Origin of the sequence: Okeania sp. SIO2F5 (genome assembly GCF_010692685.1) — a bacterium.
GTDB classification, from domain to species: Bacteria; Cyanobacteriota; Cyanobacteriia; order Cyanobacteriales; family Microcoleaceae; genus Okeania; species Okeania hirsuta.
In genome coordinates this window covers 1-16,827 of sequence record NZ_JAAHGU010000152.1, presented here as the reverse complement: position 1 = coordinate 16,827, position 16,827 = coordinate 1, and the positions used below count along the sequence as shown (strand labels likewise).

At 39.4% G+C, this 16,827-nt stretch carries 6 protein-coding genes; 3 read left to right on the top strand and 3 right to left on the bottom strand.

From position 1 onward, the window contains the following. Positions 1-167: 167 nt before the first annotated feature. Positions 168-2,327: an SDR family NAD(P)-dependent oxidoreductase gene (locus tag F6K27_RS28280; protein WP_287279340.1), complete on the bottom strand. Its 2,160-nt coding sequence runs from the start codon at positions 2,325-2,327 to the stop codon at positions 168-170. A 39-nt stretch (positions 2,328-2,366) separates the two neighbouring features. Beyond that, entirely contained in the window at positions 2,367-4,376 is a 2,010-nt protein-coding gene (locus tag F6K27_RS28275; RefSeq protein WP_287279339.1) for an AMP-binding protein, read from the bottom strand. A 517-nt stretch (positions 4,377-4,893) separates the two neighbouring features. Between F6K27_RS28275 and F6K27_RS28270 the strand changes: the two genes are divergently transcribed. Both F6K27_RS28270 and F6K27_RS28265 read left to right on the top strand, forming a co-directional pair. Further along, positions 4,894-12,579, top strand: coding sequence for a LamG-like jellyroll fold domain-containing protein (locus F6K27_RS28270; protein WP_287279338.1), 7,686 nt, complete (start codon positions 4,894-4,896; stop codon positions 12,577-12,579). 112 nt (positions 12,580-12,691) lie between these two features. Then, a complete protein-coding gene (locus tag F6K27_RS28265) occupies positions 12,692-13,564 on the top strand; it encodes a hypothetical protein (protein WP_287279337.1) in 873 nt (290 codons plus the stop codon). A 349-nt stretch (positions 13,565-13,913) separates the two neighbouring features. Here the strand turns inward: F6K27_RS28265 and F6K27_RS28260 are convergent, their stop codons facing one another. After that, entirely contained in the window at positions 13,914-14,795 is an 882-nt protein-coding gene (locus F6K27_RS28260) for a 4-hydroxybenzoate solanesyltransferase (protein ID WP_287279336.1), read from the bottom strand. A gap of 219 nt (positions 14,796-15,014) precedes the next feature. Here F6K27_RS28260 and F6K27_RS28255 point away from each other — a divergent pair, with 219 nt between their 5' ends. After that, positions 15,015-16,649: a Ppx/GppA phosphatase family protein gene (locus F6K27_RS28255; protein WP_287279335.1), complete on the top strand. Its 1,635-nt coding sequence runs from the start codon at positions 15,015-15,017 to the stop codon at positions 16,647-16,649. Positions 16,650-16,827 lie beyond the last annotated feature (178 nt).

The window sequence follows — 16,827 nt, the reverse complement described above, 5'->3', positions numbered from 1 at the left end:
GTAAACAATTTCAAGCTATAAACTGTAAATTATCAATACCATTACAGACATCCTTAAAACTTTAAGGTTTAGCGATCGCCTAATTTATGAAAAATACAGCTCATACAGTTACTTTTATATTACATTGCAAATATCTATGTAACATGTAAAGATGCCAGCGCTCATTGCTATAAATTGAGTTCCATCTCAAAAGTCTGTCGCAAGCGAGAAATAACCTGAGTTGCCAATAGAGAATTACCTCCTAACTCAAAGAAATTATTATAAACTCCTACCTGGGACACCCCTAACACCTCCTGCCAAATTTGAGCAATTTGACGTTCTATGTCATTTCTTGGCTTAATCCTTTCTTGAGTAGAGCGACCCAAATTACTCTGAGAAAGTAAACCAATATCAATATCCCCATCCTCAGTCAAAGGTATTTCTGCCAACTCCACTACAGCGCAACTACTAGGTTTACCCACCGCATCCTGTACCTGACGTTCCACAACACTCACATTGGGTTTACCTTTACCGTTAGTAGTAAAGTAAGCTGTTAATTGTTGCAGACTATCGGAAGTATAAGTCAACTTTCTGATATTAAAATTACCACCATCCAAACCCACCATTAAGTATGGTTGGTCGTAGCATAAACCAGCTAACAGTGAAGACATACCTTGAGATAATCCCACAGCTAAATATCCCTTAGCTTGAGTTAACTCCTTCATCTGATAACCACGACTTATCCCCATTTCATCCCACATACTCCAAGCTAAACAATAGCTCTGTAACTTACCCCGATCGCGTTGATAGTCAGAGAAAGCATCCAAGAAACTATTAGCTGCTGCATAAGCTCCCACCATTGTGCCGCCAAAGAAACCATTAATAGAGGAAAAATTGATAAACAAACTCTGTGGTTGCTTTTCTACCAATTGATGTAATACCAAAGTTCCTATGAGTTTAGGACGTAACACCTCAGCTAAACTTTCTGGTGTTTCCGACCTCAGCAAACGCTCTTGCATTAACCCTGCTAGATTAATCACCCCATCCAGTTGTTGAGCGTTCCATTCAGACAAGGTTTGCTGTACTACCTCTTGCACTCCTTTGAGATTACCAATATCTATCCCTTGGTAAATCACCTCACCATCTAATTTTTGTAATTGTTGGTAAGCTTGAATTTTCTCTGCTAGTTTACCCCCTTGCTGTAAATAAATTTTCCAACTGTTACTATCTGGTAAAGGAGTTCGCCCTAATAACAACAGTTTTGCCTGATAATGTTCCAGGAGATACTTAGCAATTTCAACACCAATTCCTCCTAAACCCACACTAATAAGGTAAGTTCCTCCTGTTTTGAATGGTAACGGTTGTTTAGGTTTTGAAGGTAGGTCGATTTTCTCCAAAGCTGATACCCAACGCTCTCCATCTCGATAAGCAACTTCTGAATCTTTAGCATCAATAGTTAATTCCTGAAGGATGCGATCGCTATTGACTTCTAATGAGTTTTGTGGTAAGTCTAGATGCTGACAATGCCAGTTAGATACTTCCTGAGGAATAGTCTTCAACAAACCTGGTACTGTTGCTTTTTGATATGCAATGGTTTCTTGAGGATTAAGAGACTGGCTATTATTGGCAACATAAAGCAGTCGTACTGGATAATTTTCCTTCTGATTACCAAAAGTTTGCAGGATAAATAAAAGGCTATAGATGCCAGTTATTTGTGCTGTTTCTAGAGTTTCTGTATCAGAAATTACTCCAGTATATTCATTATAATGCCATAGGTGAATAATTGCTCCAATTTGGAGATTATCTGCTGCTAAAGATTCGTACAATTTTTGATAATTTTCTAGAATATCTGGAGCAATTATATAGCGATTTTCTTTGACTTTTTTGAAGGTTTCTCCTAATTCTATCTGCACATAAGATTGAGGATTTTTTTCTAACTTTTGGCAAAACTGTTGACCTAATCCTAATTCATCTAAAAATACTAAAATTACTCCGATTTTTGCTAATTTTTGTGGTTGATAATTTTCTTGTTTTCGTCCCCATATTTTTTGATAAAACCAATCAGGAATTGTGTTGTTATTTTCGGTAATTAAATCTACCCGCTTTAAAATTTCTTTGAATTCTCCTGTGGCAAATTTTTGACTGAGTTGAGTTCGTTGAATCTTACCAATAGAAGTTTTGGGAATTAAGTCTTTGTCTAGAGGAATTAAATAATCTGGATTAATTCCCATTCGGCTTACTACTTGTTCTCTGATAGTTTTTAATAAACCTAATAACTCTGTATCTTCAGTTTTTTCACTATTAAAAAATATCGCTAATTTATCCGTATTGCCATTAACTTCTCGCACAGCACAAGCTGCGGTGTAAGAAACTTCTATTTCTGGTAATTATTCTAATGCTGATTCTATTTCATGGCTGTAGTAGTTTAAACCGTTGATAATAATTACATCTTTTTGTCTTCCAGTAATTGTTAAACACCCGTTTTTCAGAAAGCCTAAATCTCCTGTGTTAAACCAACCATCTGCTGTAAAAGCTTCTTTATTTGCCGTTATATTTTGATAGTAACCTGATGTAACAGATGCGCCTTTTACCTGTAAAAACCCAACAACTCCTTCACCAACTACTTGTTGATTTCCATCAACAATTCTCAAACAAGTACCCGCAATTGGTTGACCAAGTTCAACAAACTTATCTTCATCAGATGATGATTCAAGAGAAAAACTATTAGACCATGTAATCCCCGAACAAGTCTCGCACATTCCGAAAGCTGGATGAATAGCTGTTGTCGATAAACCATAAGAATTTAAAAGTTGGAGAAAGTTTCTGGCAGTCTTAGTAACAATTGCTTCTCCTGCATTCACTAAAAATTTCATTGAAGACAAATTCCAGTGTCTTTTTTTCACTTCTTCTGCGCGATCGCCAATCAGAGTAAATGCAAAATTTGGTGCCCAACTAATTGTTGCTTGATAACAGTCAATTAAATCTAACCACTTGAGTGGACTTTGCAATATCAATTCTGTCGGTACATGAATCTGCTGACATCCTAAGTCTACTGCCATAATACTCAGAAATACCAATGCTCCAACATGATCCATCGGCATCCAATTCAAGGTGACATCCTGACTAGAAAATTGGTTCATGGCAATTGTACCAGCAGACATACTCAATAAATTGCTATTTTTCTGCATTACCGCTTTAGGTATCCCAGTGCTGCCAGAAGTTAACAGCAAAACTGCTAGGTCTTGTGGTTGACTTTTATAAATATTTGTATCTGGTGCAAAACCTCGTAACTGTTCCAAAGTTTCAACCACAGACCTACCTAAATTCAGACGTTGCGACCACCCACGCACAGATGATACTAATTTCCTATCTGTGAGTATCAAAGGTTGTCCTAACATTTGCCAAGTATTTTCCAGTTTTGTCAGACTACTATGAGATTGGTCATAACTAGGGGGTACTGATACTGGTACAGGTACAAACCCTCCCAACAAACAACCCCAAAATGCACTGATAAAATCTTGATTTGATTCTAACTGAAAGATTACTTTATCTTGAGGTTTCAATCCTAACTGTCTCAACCCACCTAATATTCTTTGAGCTTCTACCCACAACTCACTATAGGTTTGAGCGATCGCTTCTCCATCTGACTGAATATATATCAGATTTGTATCCCCCTGATTTTGAGCTGCTCGTTCTAATACTTGTGCTAAAGTAGTTGGTGCATTTTGCGACCACTTGATTGCTTCTCCTGCACTGATAGCTGGTTTTCCTGATGTTGATTGGGTTTGTAATTCTGTTGTGGGAACTGACTTTTCTGCTACAGGAGTTGCAGCATTATTAGGAAGTGTGATTTGTTCTGATAGCAGCAAGTCTGATATATGCAATGGTGGCAACTTTAGTGTTTTCTGTTGCACTACCACTGCTACTTGTTCTATTTCTGGCACTGCTTTGAGTTGTGTTTCCCATTGTTGTACTACGTTATCGTCAATTACTGGAAAACGTGCCAACGCTACTTCGTCTACTTTTCCTTTGTCAGTTAAGGGTAAGCTCGACAGGGGAACATAAGCTTTTGGGATCATGTATGGGGGTAACTGCTGTTGGATGTGGGAGTGTAATTGTTTCGGGTTCCAGACTCCGGCAAATACGACATAAGCTACTAATAAGGTTTGATGAGCTAATACATAAGCTTGTTCTACTCCGGAGACTGATAATAGAGCTGTTTCTATGTTGGCTAGTTCTATTCGCTTCCCTTTAATCCATGTCTGCCGTTGTTTGGTTCCGACTATTTCTAGTTGTTGTTTAAATGCATCTGCATCTGCATCTGGGGCTTTATCGACCTGCTCTTCAAATAACTGATGGATACATTTATCTGTTTTGGTGTTGTTTGATTCGTGCATAATTTTCTGTTTTTATGCTGCGTAATTAAGGGAACTTTTGAGTAAGTATAGCATTATTTTGGAGAAGTAGTTTTTTTGACAAGTATTCAACCGCACATGATATGATATCATGTCCGGATAATTAGTGAGAAAAAAGACTTTCTTTTTCTTCTTCTTTCTTCCCTCCTGACTCCTGACTCCTGACTCCTGACTCCTTCATCATTTATTTATAAGTATTCAACCGCACATGATATGATATCATGTCCGGATAATTAGTGAGAAAAAAGACTTTCTTTTTCTTCTTCTTCCCTCCTAACTCCTGACTCCTGACTCCTGACTCCTTCATCATTTATTTATAACTGTTCAACCGGACATTATATGACTGGGATGATGGCTAGAAAATTAAAAAAATATTAAATTTTTGATTTTTTAATTATTTGATTATACTCTTGCTCTGATCGGGTTTTAGTTTGGACCAATTGCGATCGCTAAAACCATGAGTCGAACCAATAATTTTAATACTTAGAACTGCAGATTAATGCTATTACTCCAAGAAAAGCTGGAATTCATTAACACTATTGCCCATGAAGGCAAAGTAGTAGTTATTGCGACCGATACTAACGGCAAGATTTTCTACACCATTAAGCAGGATGGCTTTGAAGACTCTTACCTCAATACTCCCGAAGACCAACGCACGGGATGGGAAGATTGGCAAGAACTGGAATTTCCTGATGAAGCAGAGGATGACCAGTCGGTAATAGACAAAGAAACCGCAGAATTAACTCATCAAGATGACCCCAATAAATTTATTCTGCGTTCTCGCTACAGAACTCAGAATGAATCTGCGGCGGCACCAGTACAATTAGTTTCTGGGATGGAACACATTTATGTTTTTCGTCAGTCGAAAGCTAATGCAACTGAAACTACTCCTAATACTTTATTAGTAGACCGTTTTGTCCTCGATGGCATGACTAATCAGTTAGTGCGGAAGTTAGATGTGCGGTTTAAACGCTCTCGGAAAAAATATCAACCCATTGAGAGCATGAGGAAAAAAGCAAATGGTGGGTTAGCAAATATCGACTCTTTGGACTTTCGAGATGCTGATGGTGAGCCATTTTATGAGCCAACTACGGAATTGAGCCTCATTACAAATCTTCACAAAGGCTGGTTTTCTGTAGTCTTGTTACCAACCAGCGAACATGAAAAATACCGTTGGCATATTTTTGCTTACAACTCTCAAACTCAGAAGATAGAGTTGACAACAATTGCTGCTTCTGAAGAGGGATTATTTGATATTAAGGACTATACAATATTAGAACAGAAACGAGAAGCTAAGAATGCTTTGTTACCTCGTTCTATTCCTGGTATTATTCATCGGACTTTAGATATTAATAACGTTCAGGTAGCTGAGGGTTTTTCGGCCACCAAATATGATATCCAACGGGAACAGCAAACCAGGGAAGGAATGCAGTTGTTGAAAAATGCCACCAGGGTGATGTTGGCAATTCCGACACAACAGGGAAATATTGCAGCTTTGAGTTTTGCAGTAGCAGCAGATGGTACGTTGGCAGAGATTGATGAACTGCCAGATTCCCAGACTACTCTCAGGAGCAATAGTCGCGATTTATTATTACCGTTAAATACCCTGGATGAAATTAAGGGAATAGGTGATTCCACACCACCGCCCCAGGGTAGAATTACTGCAATAAATAGAGGAGATGAAGATACAGTTCAGATTACCTCTCCTGAAGCAGCGGATTTAATCACTGGTGACATTATTGAAATCACGGATACTCAAAGTTATGATGGCCATTATGTAGCTACTGCCATTGACGAAGATACATTTGAAATTGAGACTAGCTATGTTGATGGAGACATTGGTCGTTGGGAAGTAGTGCCAGAAGCAGAAACAGGTTTAATTTTTGATGGTGCCATCACTGCTTTTGAAAGGGTAGAAAATCAAAGACTGAGAATAACAGCTTTTAATCATGGTCTGGAAGATGGGGATGAAGTTCAAATTATTAATACCAGTGACTATAATAGAACTTTAGCTATTCAGAAGCTTGACGAGGAAAATTTTGTTGTTAACGGTATTAGTTGGCAATCAGGGGAAGCAGTAAATCTGAAATTGAAATCCAGAAAGCGTCGGGGTGTGATGTTTAATGGTGGGGATCAGAAAATTGCTATTCCTGCTATTGAGTTAACGCCTCCATCTACAGAATTTGCTTTCGGTTATACGATTTCAGCTTGGGTTTATGTATCACAGACTGGTAGTGGAGAACAAATTATTGTTTGGGAAAAAGAACAATGCTTCCAACTATTGATTAATAATGGTACTGTGACTCTGAAAGCTAGAATAGGTAATAGTAATAAACAAGTCACTGATACAGCAACGCTCCCCACAAATCAATGGGTGCATTATGCTGGCGTGATTGCTTCTGATGGTGCAAGTAACAGTACAACCTTAACTCTTTGTAAAAATGGTCAGCAGTTAGGAACTCCTGGAGAATTTGCAGCATTACCCAATACACCAGAAAACTGGCAACCAGAATTTGAGATTGGCAAGTCGTTTGTTGGCAAAATTGCTGATGTGCAAATTTGGGATAAAGTTCGTACTGCTCAGGAAATTAAAGACAGTATGTACCTACAGCTAACTGGACGAGAAGTAGATTTAGTAGGTTATTGGCGCTTAGGGGCGATTACTAAAGACAGAAAAGTAGTTGATTTTTCTGCCTACGGAAATGATGGGGTCGTACATGGGGATGCTTTTGTGAGTGCGATTACTCTGAGTCGCACTTTAGGAGATAATACTACCCAAGTAGTTAAGTACAGCAATGATGATTTGGTGGCAGTTACTGGTGGGGCAACCTATGTAGAAACTTTTGAATTTAAGACCGCTCCTCATGTCAACCCCAATAATGTTAATGGGAATAAATTGTTCAGTTTCTCCTATTGGGGTAAAACAAGTCGCAGTGCTGAGGAAAAGAAGACGTTTTCTGGAATTGACAGCGACTTTGTGCCATTAGGCAATAACTGGTATCAAGCAACTTGTCGCGTTACTGTACCTTATACGGTAGCAATGATGCGTGCTTTTGAAATTGCTGATCTTCAAGGTAGTTGGTCAACTTTAGAAATTCGCAAGCATCGCATTCAGTTAGTTTCCGATAGCATTACTGAGATTAAGTCTACTGATAGTGTTAATCTGACAACCTTGGCAGATAGTCAGGCAGCATTACCATCCCAGTTGCAAGAATTTGAACAAAAAGAACATGAGGAAACATTACTTCTCAAAGAAAAACGGGAACTAGAACAAAAAATTGCTAATTTGAATCTAGGAGATGTGGAAAGACAAGCAGCTATAAATGCTAAACAGAGTGAAATTGATCAGCAACAGATAACTATTAGCAATCTTGAAGCTCAAAAAAATCAACTTGCTAATACTTATCAAGACGAGAAGAATAATAAATTAAACTACTGGTGTAAACTGGTTTGTCGAGAGAATGAAAATTGGATAGCTCGTATTTATACCGGATCGAAAGGACTTCTTCATGCTGAGATCGGAGCTAATGGTAACCCTTATTACAGCAATAACAAGTTTAAGTTTGTAGCAACCAGTAACGGGTATTATCGGATTGTCTCACTTTATGAAAACAGAGCTTTGTATGGGAACTACAAAGAATTAGTATATGGCGGAACAGGTGATGGTAGCAAATATGAATGGAAACCAGAATCCTTATCAAATGGTTATTATTTGATTCGTCAACGGGCAAGCGGAGGAGTATTAGATCGTGGTGGGGGTGAGTATGACGTTTGTATTTGGCCAGAACATCAAAAATCTAACCAACAGTGGAAAATTATCAAAATAGGAGAGGAAGCTACCAACAATATTTCTAATGCTCGTTCAGCTTATCAGAGAAAAGAAAGAGAATGGAATCAAGCCAAACAACACTTGGTGAATCTTCAAAATGAACTGGCGCTCTTGCAATTAACCAGTGGGGAGAAAAATACTACAAAAGCTGAATTAGAGGCTCGTTTACAGGAAGTCATTACTGAACTTACTACTGTTCAGAGTTTATTGAATACATTAAACAATAACTTACTCAATGACATAGTAAGTATTCAGGTAACGCCACAAACTATGCCCGAAGTGGCTAAAGATAACAAGGAGTTAGTTACTAAAGGGGCATTCCTAGGATTTGCATCTGCTGCCAGTCGGGTAACAGCTATTGAAACTTGTGAAGGTAATGTGCAACTTAGCTATTTCGATCATCAAGGACGAATGCGGTTGACAAATTATGACGCTACCTCTGACAGTCAAAATACCACTTTTGAACAGTGGGTTGCTGATGAACTTCCTGTTGCTCTGAAACTGTCTAATACTAACTCTAAAATTGAGCTGCTCAAGCCAATTTCTCTACCAAATGAATGGACAATTGAGACTTGGTTTTCCTATCCACTACCGAAGGCTCAAAAAGATTTTAGTCTAGAAGAAGTACTGGAACAACTCAATCAGGATTATCAATCTATTACCAATTTGATTCCCAACCGCTATGAGTTCAGTGATGGTGTGAGTGGAACTGCAATTTCAGATGGTGGCAGAGATATGTATGATGGTGGCAATCTCCTTAGGACTAATTTAGGGGGTTCAATTCCATATTCCAATAATACTATTGCTGGTAGTCAATATGTCGGAGGAAATGGTCGATACTTCACCCGTAAATATCCAGGACTTTTTGTATTTATTGCCGATGTTGATGGAGTAAATAGTTTTGAGATTACAGGAAATCTTGGTGCAGACTCTCATGGTTCAGTTGATGGTATAGTCTTAAATACTGAAGTAGGGGGTGTGACTTTCTCTGGGTTTGTCAAGCGTGTTTATGGTACTACCGATCCATCCGTTAACCATCTTGTGATTTTAGAAAATAATGGCTCTGCTACTCACCAATTTTCTACAAACACTGATCACGATCAACATCTGATATCAAATATTTCAGGTACTAAGCGTATATACTACCTGCTCTATGCAGGAGGTACTACGGAAAAAATTGATGATACTCAAACTCAGAGTATTATGAATGCCTTCTTGAATATCTGCGTGAGGGTAGTAGCATCAAGTCAGACCTTAATTACTACAATTGATGGAGAGCGTATTGATGTTTTTACAGAGAATAATAATGCAAAATTAGGTATTTTTCTCCGAAATCAATTTTACGACAGTGGCTATAATCTAGAAGAATTGTCTGTAGGTTGGCATCACCTAACTGCTGTAGGTAAAGAATCAACAACAAAGTTCTATATTAATGGTAAAGAAGTTGCTGATGTCCAACAAGCAATTCTGGAGGCAGAGACTGATGAAGACACGAGGAAACAACTAGAGCAAGAAAGCTTCAAAATTACTGGTTATTTCTCAACTATCGGTAATAGCATATCAGGTTCTCAACAATTCGGTAAAATTTCTGAATACCGTATTTGGAACATTGCTCTGAGTGATGCAGAAATTGCGATTAATAGTAAAACTAGACTCACTGGTAATGAGCCAGGATTAGTCGCTTACTATCCTCTGAATGAAGCTACAGGTACTGAAGTCAGAGACTTGACTGGTAGCGGTAACAATGGAACAGTATTTGGTGGTACTTGGTGGGGTTGTACTGCTCCCATTGGTAACTTAGGTCATCAAGTGATGGAGTTTAATGGCGAAGGTGATTATATCAGTCCTAACTCAAGTCTATTAAACAACTTATCATCTTTCACCATTGAGGGGTGGATAAAACCTGCTTCCTTGCCCAATGCTAGTCTTTTCGGTCAAAATGATGCCATAGAATTTGGATTTAACAGCGAGAAAAAATTGATAGGATGGGTTGCTATCAATAGTTTGGTACAAACAGATTATTCATATCCTGTCAATGAATGGCATCATATTGCCTTGGTGGGTAATGGCAGTAAATTATCGCTCTATATTGATGGAGTTGAAAAAACTAGCACCCCCCATGGAACGGTCAACAACTATGGTAGCTCTACAGACTCATTTCAAATTGGTGCAGGTGTTTGGTCTGGAGGAACATTAGACCCATTCCACGGTCAAATGGCCGAAGTTCGGGTCTGGAATAAAGCTCGCAGTGCGGAAGAAATCAAAGCTGATATGCGTCAACGTCTGACAGGTCAAGAGTCAGGCTTACTTGCCTATTTCCCACTCAATGAAGTTATACCAGACGACTCAACAAAAAAAGTTCTCGACCTTAGCGGTAACGAGCATCATGGTACTGTCAATGGAGCAATGATTAAAGGTGATAATACCTTGCCCATTGGTAGCAATGCTGTAGTCAGTGCCGAATACAGCACTATTGGGGTTGAAAAAATTACCAATAAAAAATATGCCACCATGAGACGTTTCCTAGCCAGTCCCGCACTCAATGGTGCAGAGTTATTGCCAGATAAGCGGATTGAAGAATTAGAACTGAAGTGGATAGGTAATGCTCAGTTTGCGCCTACCCTCTTAGGGTATATCGAAGGAGCGCCACCAGTACCGAGCGAAAACCTGAGTGTCAAGATAGACTACAACAATGCAACCTCTGTAGAAGTAGGTATGTCCGAAGATGTAGCATTTAGTTGGAACCGTTACCAAGAAGTAGGTTTAGGGGCATCAGTTAATCTGTTTATGGGAGCCAGCAATGTCTCATACGCTGGTTTTGGGGTAATGACAAAAGCATCAGATATACGAGCAGGTTTCAAAGGTAATCTTGACCTCAGCTATAATTTCTTAAATCAAACCAGCGTTAGCTCTAGTTCATCCATAACCATGACCGATCGCTTAGAACTGCGGGGCAGCTATGAAACAGGTATTCAATTTCCCCATTTGGGTCAGCGTTTTATACCCAAAAATGTCGGTTATGCTTTGGTGGTTTCAAGTTTGGCGGATGTATTTATTACTCGCCTCAAACGCACGAAAAAAATGATTGGTTATCAAGTGCAACCTGTAGATGGTATTCCACCAGATATTAATACCATTACCTTCTTGATTAATCCAACTTATACTATGAACGGTAGCTTGGATGGGATGACAGGTTCTAGCGCTAGTAGCGATCGCTTCTTCCGCCATGTCCCAGAAATGCGGGCTCAATATGGTTCTCTATATCCCGCTAGTTACTATCGTCTTCAGGAAGCTTACGACCTCAAACAAAAGATTGAGAATGAAGATAAACGGCGAGAGTCATATTTTGCTCAATTTAACGCACTGCTTGTGGATGAAGCATCCTTGGAACGAGAAGCAAGCAAAGGAGAAGCGCCATCAGAAATATCTCTGGAGCGGGAAGAGGATAAACCTGATGAGGATATGACTGAGGAGGAGAGAAAAGAGCAAGAAGCAGCAGAACAAAAACAGCGGGAAGAGGAAGCAAGGTCTGGTGCTTTGGAGCAGTCAGATGCTGCTAAACAGAAACAGGCAGAAATTAGCTCCAGAATTCAAGATCAAGATTCGAGAGTTCATGCCACAGATAGTTTTGCTGGTTGGCAACGGAAAATGGAAAGTATCCAAATTCGGGCTGGAAAGCGTAATATAGTCAACAACTACGTTTGGGATGCTGATGGCGGGTTGCGGACAGAGGCACAGAGCTTTGCTAATACTGCCGAACATACTATTGGTGGTTCATTTGATCTCTATGCCGGTTTGGGTTTAGAGGGCAACTTTGGATTTTTTGGTGCAGCAGTTGAATTAACTGCTCAAGCTACTGTCAAGATGACTCAAACTATGACTAAGACTGAAAGTCGTAGCCAAGGTTTTCAGTTATATGTAGATTTGAGTGGTGTAGAAAGTATTGGAGTTACCGATGCCGATGACTACCCTATTCGACCTGGGGAAAAGGTAGACCGCTATCGGTTTATGAGTTTTTACCTCGAAGGTAGTACCAAAAACTTCAATGATTTCTTCGACTATGTAGTTGATCCCGAATGGCTCGCTAGTAATGATGAAGAAGCCCGTGCATTGCGTCAAGCGAGGGGGAAAGCCAATAAAACTTGGCGAGTGCTACACCGAGTTACTTATGTAGAACGTCCAGCGTTGATGGGCTTTGGTCGGGATATTCGCAAGCAACAAGATCCCGATCAAATAACCGCAGAAGTTGTTAATTATTTTGACTCCCTAGAAGGGAAAAATCAAAGTATACAAGGTGAACTGGCAGATATTCGAGGTAAACTTACAGAGCTAAAATCTTTGCTGGAAAATCTATAGACATCTCGAAAAAAGAATGTAGGAACTTTCTATGGAAGGTTCCTACAAAACTTATCCATTACTATACCAGGAATGCCGATAAAGTGTTAATGAATTTGAATAACTAATTATTATGCCAACACCAAGCAGATCTAAGGCTAAGAATTTTGCTAATCAACAAAAAGCTAGAAGAAGAGCAACCCCTAAAAACCAGCTAGTTCATACAACTAAAAAAGTTGTAGTTAAAAAAGCTCGGAAAGCTTTGTGGAAGAAAAAGGGACGTAACATCCCTCGTCAGAAACAATTTGCATTCAAAAAAGACAGTAGAGGAATATGGTATTATGAAGGTCGGGCAGCATTTACTCAGAAAACACGCACTGACATACCAGTCAAGATAGGAGACCATCGACGGCACATCATTCCTTCTCATTTACTTCTTGATGCTTTTACGGCATACATTAACGATAACCTCGATGATATAGACAGTGAAGTAACTACATTTATTAACAATAAAGGAATAATATATAGAGGAAAAACCTTGGCTGATAAGTTAAGAGCTGTTTCCACATATCTTCAAAATAACCAAAAAAATTTGTTCCCAGAAAGCGGCGGGGAAAATGTAGCGATTGGCTTTTTACCTAAAGATTTACGAAAGATATTGGATAATACTAGCATTAATACTATCTCAAAAATGCGGACTCAAGTAGAAAATTTGAAGACACAAAATTATCCTGGGACTGGTTCAACGCAGGCTAAAAACGAGATAGTAAATGTGTTATTGGAGTTGATAGATGAGATGAGCACAGATGATTATGAGGATGTCAAACTACTTTTTGAAGAATCAATTATTCCTTCACTTGAGTTAGACTTGAATAAGTCACAAGGTATGATCAATCAGAATCAGAAGGTTATTGAAATCATGGGCGATCTTTACCAAATAAAGGAGAAAGGGGGTTTAGATTTCTTCCAAATTATGGAGGAGTTTCTGAATTTACCACAAAACTAAGTCAAAGATACAGAAATTGGCATTCTAGAAAGAGGACAAAAACGAATTTTTGACCAATTGTTATGGTGTGAATAGCGATCGCCTTCATCAAACTCCGGTTGAGGGCATGAGTTTGTTTATTAAAGATTTAATTTGATAGATACTAATATAAAATCTCAACTTCCTTCTTACTTCTCCCTTTTTTATCCCCCTCCGGTCCCCCTTGGAAAGGGGGAGGCCAGATGTTGCTGCGCTTTTTGTTGAATGGGGGAAGCCAGAAGATGCTTCGCTTTTGGTTTGAAGGGGGCAAGGGGGGATGCCTTGTTTCTTCTTCCTCCCCCCTTTCAAAGGGGGGCAAGGGGGGATACCTTTAAAATATTAAACCCGTAATCATACCAGCCAATAATATAAAACCAATCCAAACATTTTGTCTAAATATCTGACCGTAGGGTTTTAAAATTTCTTCTTGCCGTAATTTTCCATATTGAATAGACCAGAAAACTGTAGCAATACCAAGAGCTATCCAAAAGCCAAAATGTAGCTCCATTTCTACTCCTAATACTCCCAATAAAACGGCAGTCAAAAAGAAAAATATAGCTACAGCATTAGCTGCATATTCACCAAAAAATAGAGCGCTCGAATTAACCCCTAAAAGTCGGTCATCCTCCCGATCGCTCATGGCATAAACCGTATCAAAACCTAAAGTCCAAACAATAGTAGCGCCCCACAATATCCAGGTAGCAGTGTCCAACTCAGCTACTGCAGCACTCCAACTAATTAATACCGCAAAACCCCAAGCAATAGATAATACTAACTGAGGCACTGGAAAAAATCGCTTGGCCAGGGGATAACAAATAATTACCGGAATTGCTGCTACAGATAGCCAAAAACTGAGTCGGTTGAGATAAAGTGCTATGACTCCAGCACAGGCAAAAGCAATAATGGCAATAACAATACCTGTTTTAATAGTCAAAGCACGGGAGGCCAAGGGGCGATCGCGAGTTCTCTCCACTTCTGGGTCAATATCCCGGTCCCACAAATCGTTAATTACACAACCCGCTGCACTGGTGGCCAGAGTCCCGACAATAATTACTCCGACTAATGGTAAGGGTGGCATTGCATGAGTAGCCAAAAATATAGCCCATAGGGCAGGAATCATTAAAATGAAGCGTCCGGTTGGTTTATCCCATCTCAGAAGCCTGATTACTTTCATCAAGGTTGATTCTGATTGAGGAGCATGAGATTGGGTCATTTCAGTTATCAGTTATCAGTTATCAGTTATCAGTACCTCTAGCTTCAGCCATAAACTTGAAATACTGAAGTTTATTTTTTTATTTCCTTTATTACCTTAAATCAAGGTATTTTGTCAAGGGTTAAAGGCCATATTACTAATTTTAAATCATAATCAAAAAGATGACATTATTTAATTTAAAATTTATGCAACTTGTAAATTTAAACACATTTATAAAATATGGTTACATCTGTTCCTTTAGTAAAAATACCCTTGATATCTGACAACCGAGAACAGATATTGGCAGCAATAGATATGGGTACTAACTCTCTACATTTAGTAGTAGTGAAAATAGACCCCACTTTACCTGCTTTTACAATTATTGACCGAGACAAAGAAACGGTAAGACTCGGAGACTGTGAAGCGAATGGTAATTTGAAAGTAGAAGTCATGGATAGAGCGATCGCCACCTTAGACCGCTTCCAAAAAATTGCTAAAAGTGCTAATGCGGAGCAAATTATTGCTGTTGCTACCAGTGCTGTACGAGAAGCACCCAATGGTACAACATTTCTGAATAAAATTGCTGATGAGTTAGACTTATACGTTAACTTAATTTCTGGTCAAGAAGAAGCGCGCCGAATTTATCTAGGAGTGCTGTCAGCAATGGAATTTAACAACAAACCCCATGTCATTATTGATATTGGTGGGGGTTCCACAGAGTTAATATTAGGTGACGGTAATGCACCCCGGACTCTGAGCAGTACAAAGGTGGGTGCAGTACGTTTGACCAAAGAATTTGTTACTACTGACCCCATTAACAAAATAGAATTTGCCTATCTGCGAGCTTACGTTAGGGGTTTATTGGAACGTCCGACAGAGGAGTTATTAGCTAATATTCAGGAAGGTGAAAAACCACAGTTAGTGGGTACTTCTGGCACCATTGAAGCGTTGGCGAATATTCATGCTTATGAAAAATTCGGGAATGCACCAACTTCCCTTGCAGGTTATCAGTTTAGTTTAGCTGAGTTGCAAGGGTTAGTTAATAAGTTGAAAAAGCTGTCAGTCTCGGAACGGCAAGAGTTACCGGGAATGTCACAGAAGCGATCAGAAATCATTTTGGCAGGTGCTTTAGTATTACAAGAGGCAATGAGTTTATTGGGAATGGAGTCAATAACTGTTTGCGAACGTAGTTTGCGGGAGGGAGTAATAGTTGACTGGATGTTGAATCATAGTTTGATATACGATCGCCTCCGTTTTCAAAGTTCCATTCGTCAGCGTAATACTCTAAAAATTGCTCAAAAATATCAAGTCAATTTGGAATATAGCGAGCGAGTTGCTTCTTGGGGGTTACATTTATTTGACCAAACTCAAGGTGTGCTGCATGAGTGGGGGAGTGATGAACGGGAGTTATTATGGGCAGCCGGAATTTTGCATAACTGTGGTATATATGTGAGTCATTCATCCCACCATAAACATTCTTATTATTTGATTAGGAATGGTGAATTATTGGGTTATAGCGAGATTGAGATTGAAGCAATTGCTAATATGGCTCGTTATCACCGTAAGAGTTTACCAAAGAAAAAGCACGAAAATTATCAAAATTTACCCAAAAAATATCAACAGATGGTATCTCAGTTGAGTGCGTTGTTGCGGTTGGCCATCGCTTTAGACCGACGACAAAAGGGAGCGATCGCTGATGTGAAATGTGAATTAAATCAAGATAAACAAGAATTTTATATGTGGTTACGACCAGCTAACCCTGAGGATGACTGTGCTTTGGAGTTGTGGAATTTAGATTATAAGAAGGAGGCGTTTGAAGAAGAGTTTGCTTTGAAGTTGATAGCAAAGTTGGAACCTGTGATGGCATCTGTATAGTTTTAGGCAGGGGAGTGTGGGGAGATGGGGAGTGTGGGGGGATGGGGAGTGTGGGAGTGTGGGGAGTGTGGGAGATGGGGAGTGTGGAGGGATGGGGAGTGTGGGAGTATGGGGAGTGTGGGAGATGGGGAGGGTGGGGGATGGGGGGTGGGGGAGATGGGGAGTGTGGGAGGGTGGA

Excerpts from the sequence above, each read along its gene's own strand:
- F6K27_RS28275 (WP_287279339.1), bottom strand. The coding sequence starts at position 4,376 with ATGCACGAATCAAACAACACCAAAACAGATAAATGTATCCATCAGTTA.
- F6K27_RS28270 (WP_287279338.1), top strand. The coding sequence starts at position 4,894 with ATGCTATTACTCCAAGAAAAGCTGGAATTCATTAACACTATTGCCCAT.
- F6K27_RS28265 (WP_287279337.1), top strand. The coding sequence starts at position 12,692 with ATGCCAACACCAAGCAGATCTAAGGCTAAGAATTTTGCTAATCAACAA.
- F6K27_RS28260 (WP_287279336.1), bottom strand. The coding sequence starts at position 14,795 with ATGACCCAATCTCATGCTCCTCAATCAGAATCAACCTTGATGAAAGTA.
- F6K27_RS28255 (WP_287279335.1), top strand. The coding sequence starts at position 15,015 with ATGGTTACATCTGTTCCTTTAGTAAAAATACCCTTGATATCTGACAAC.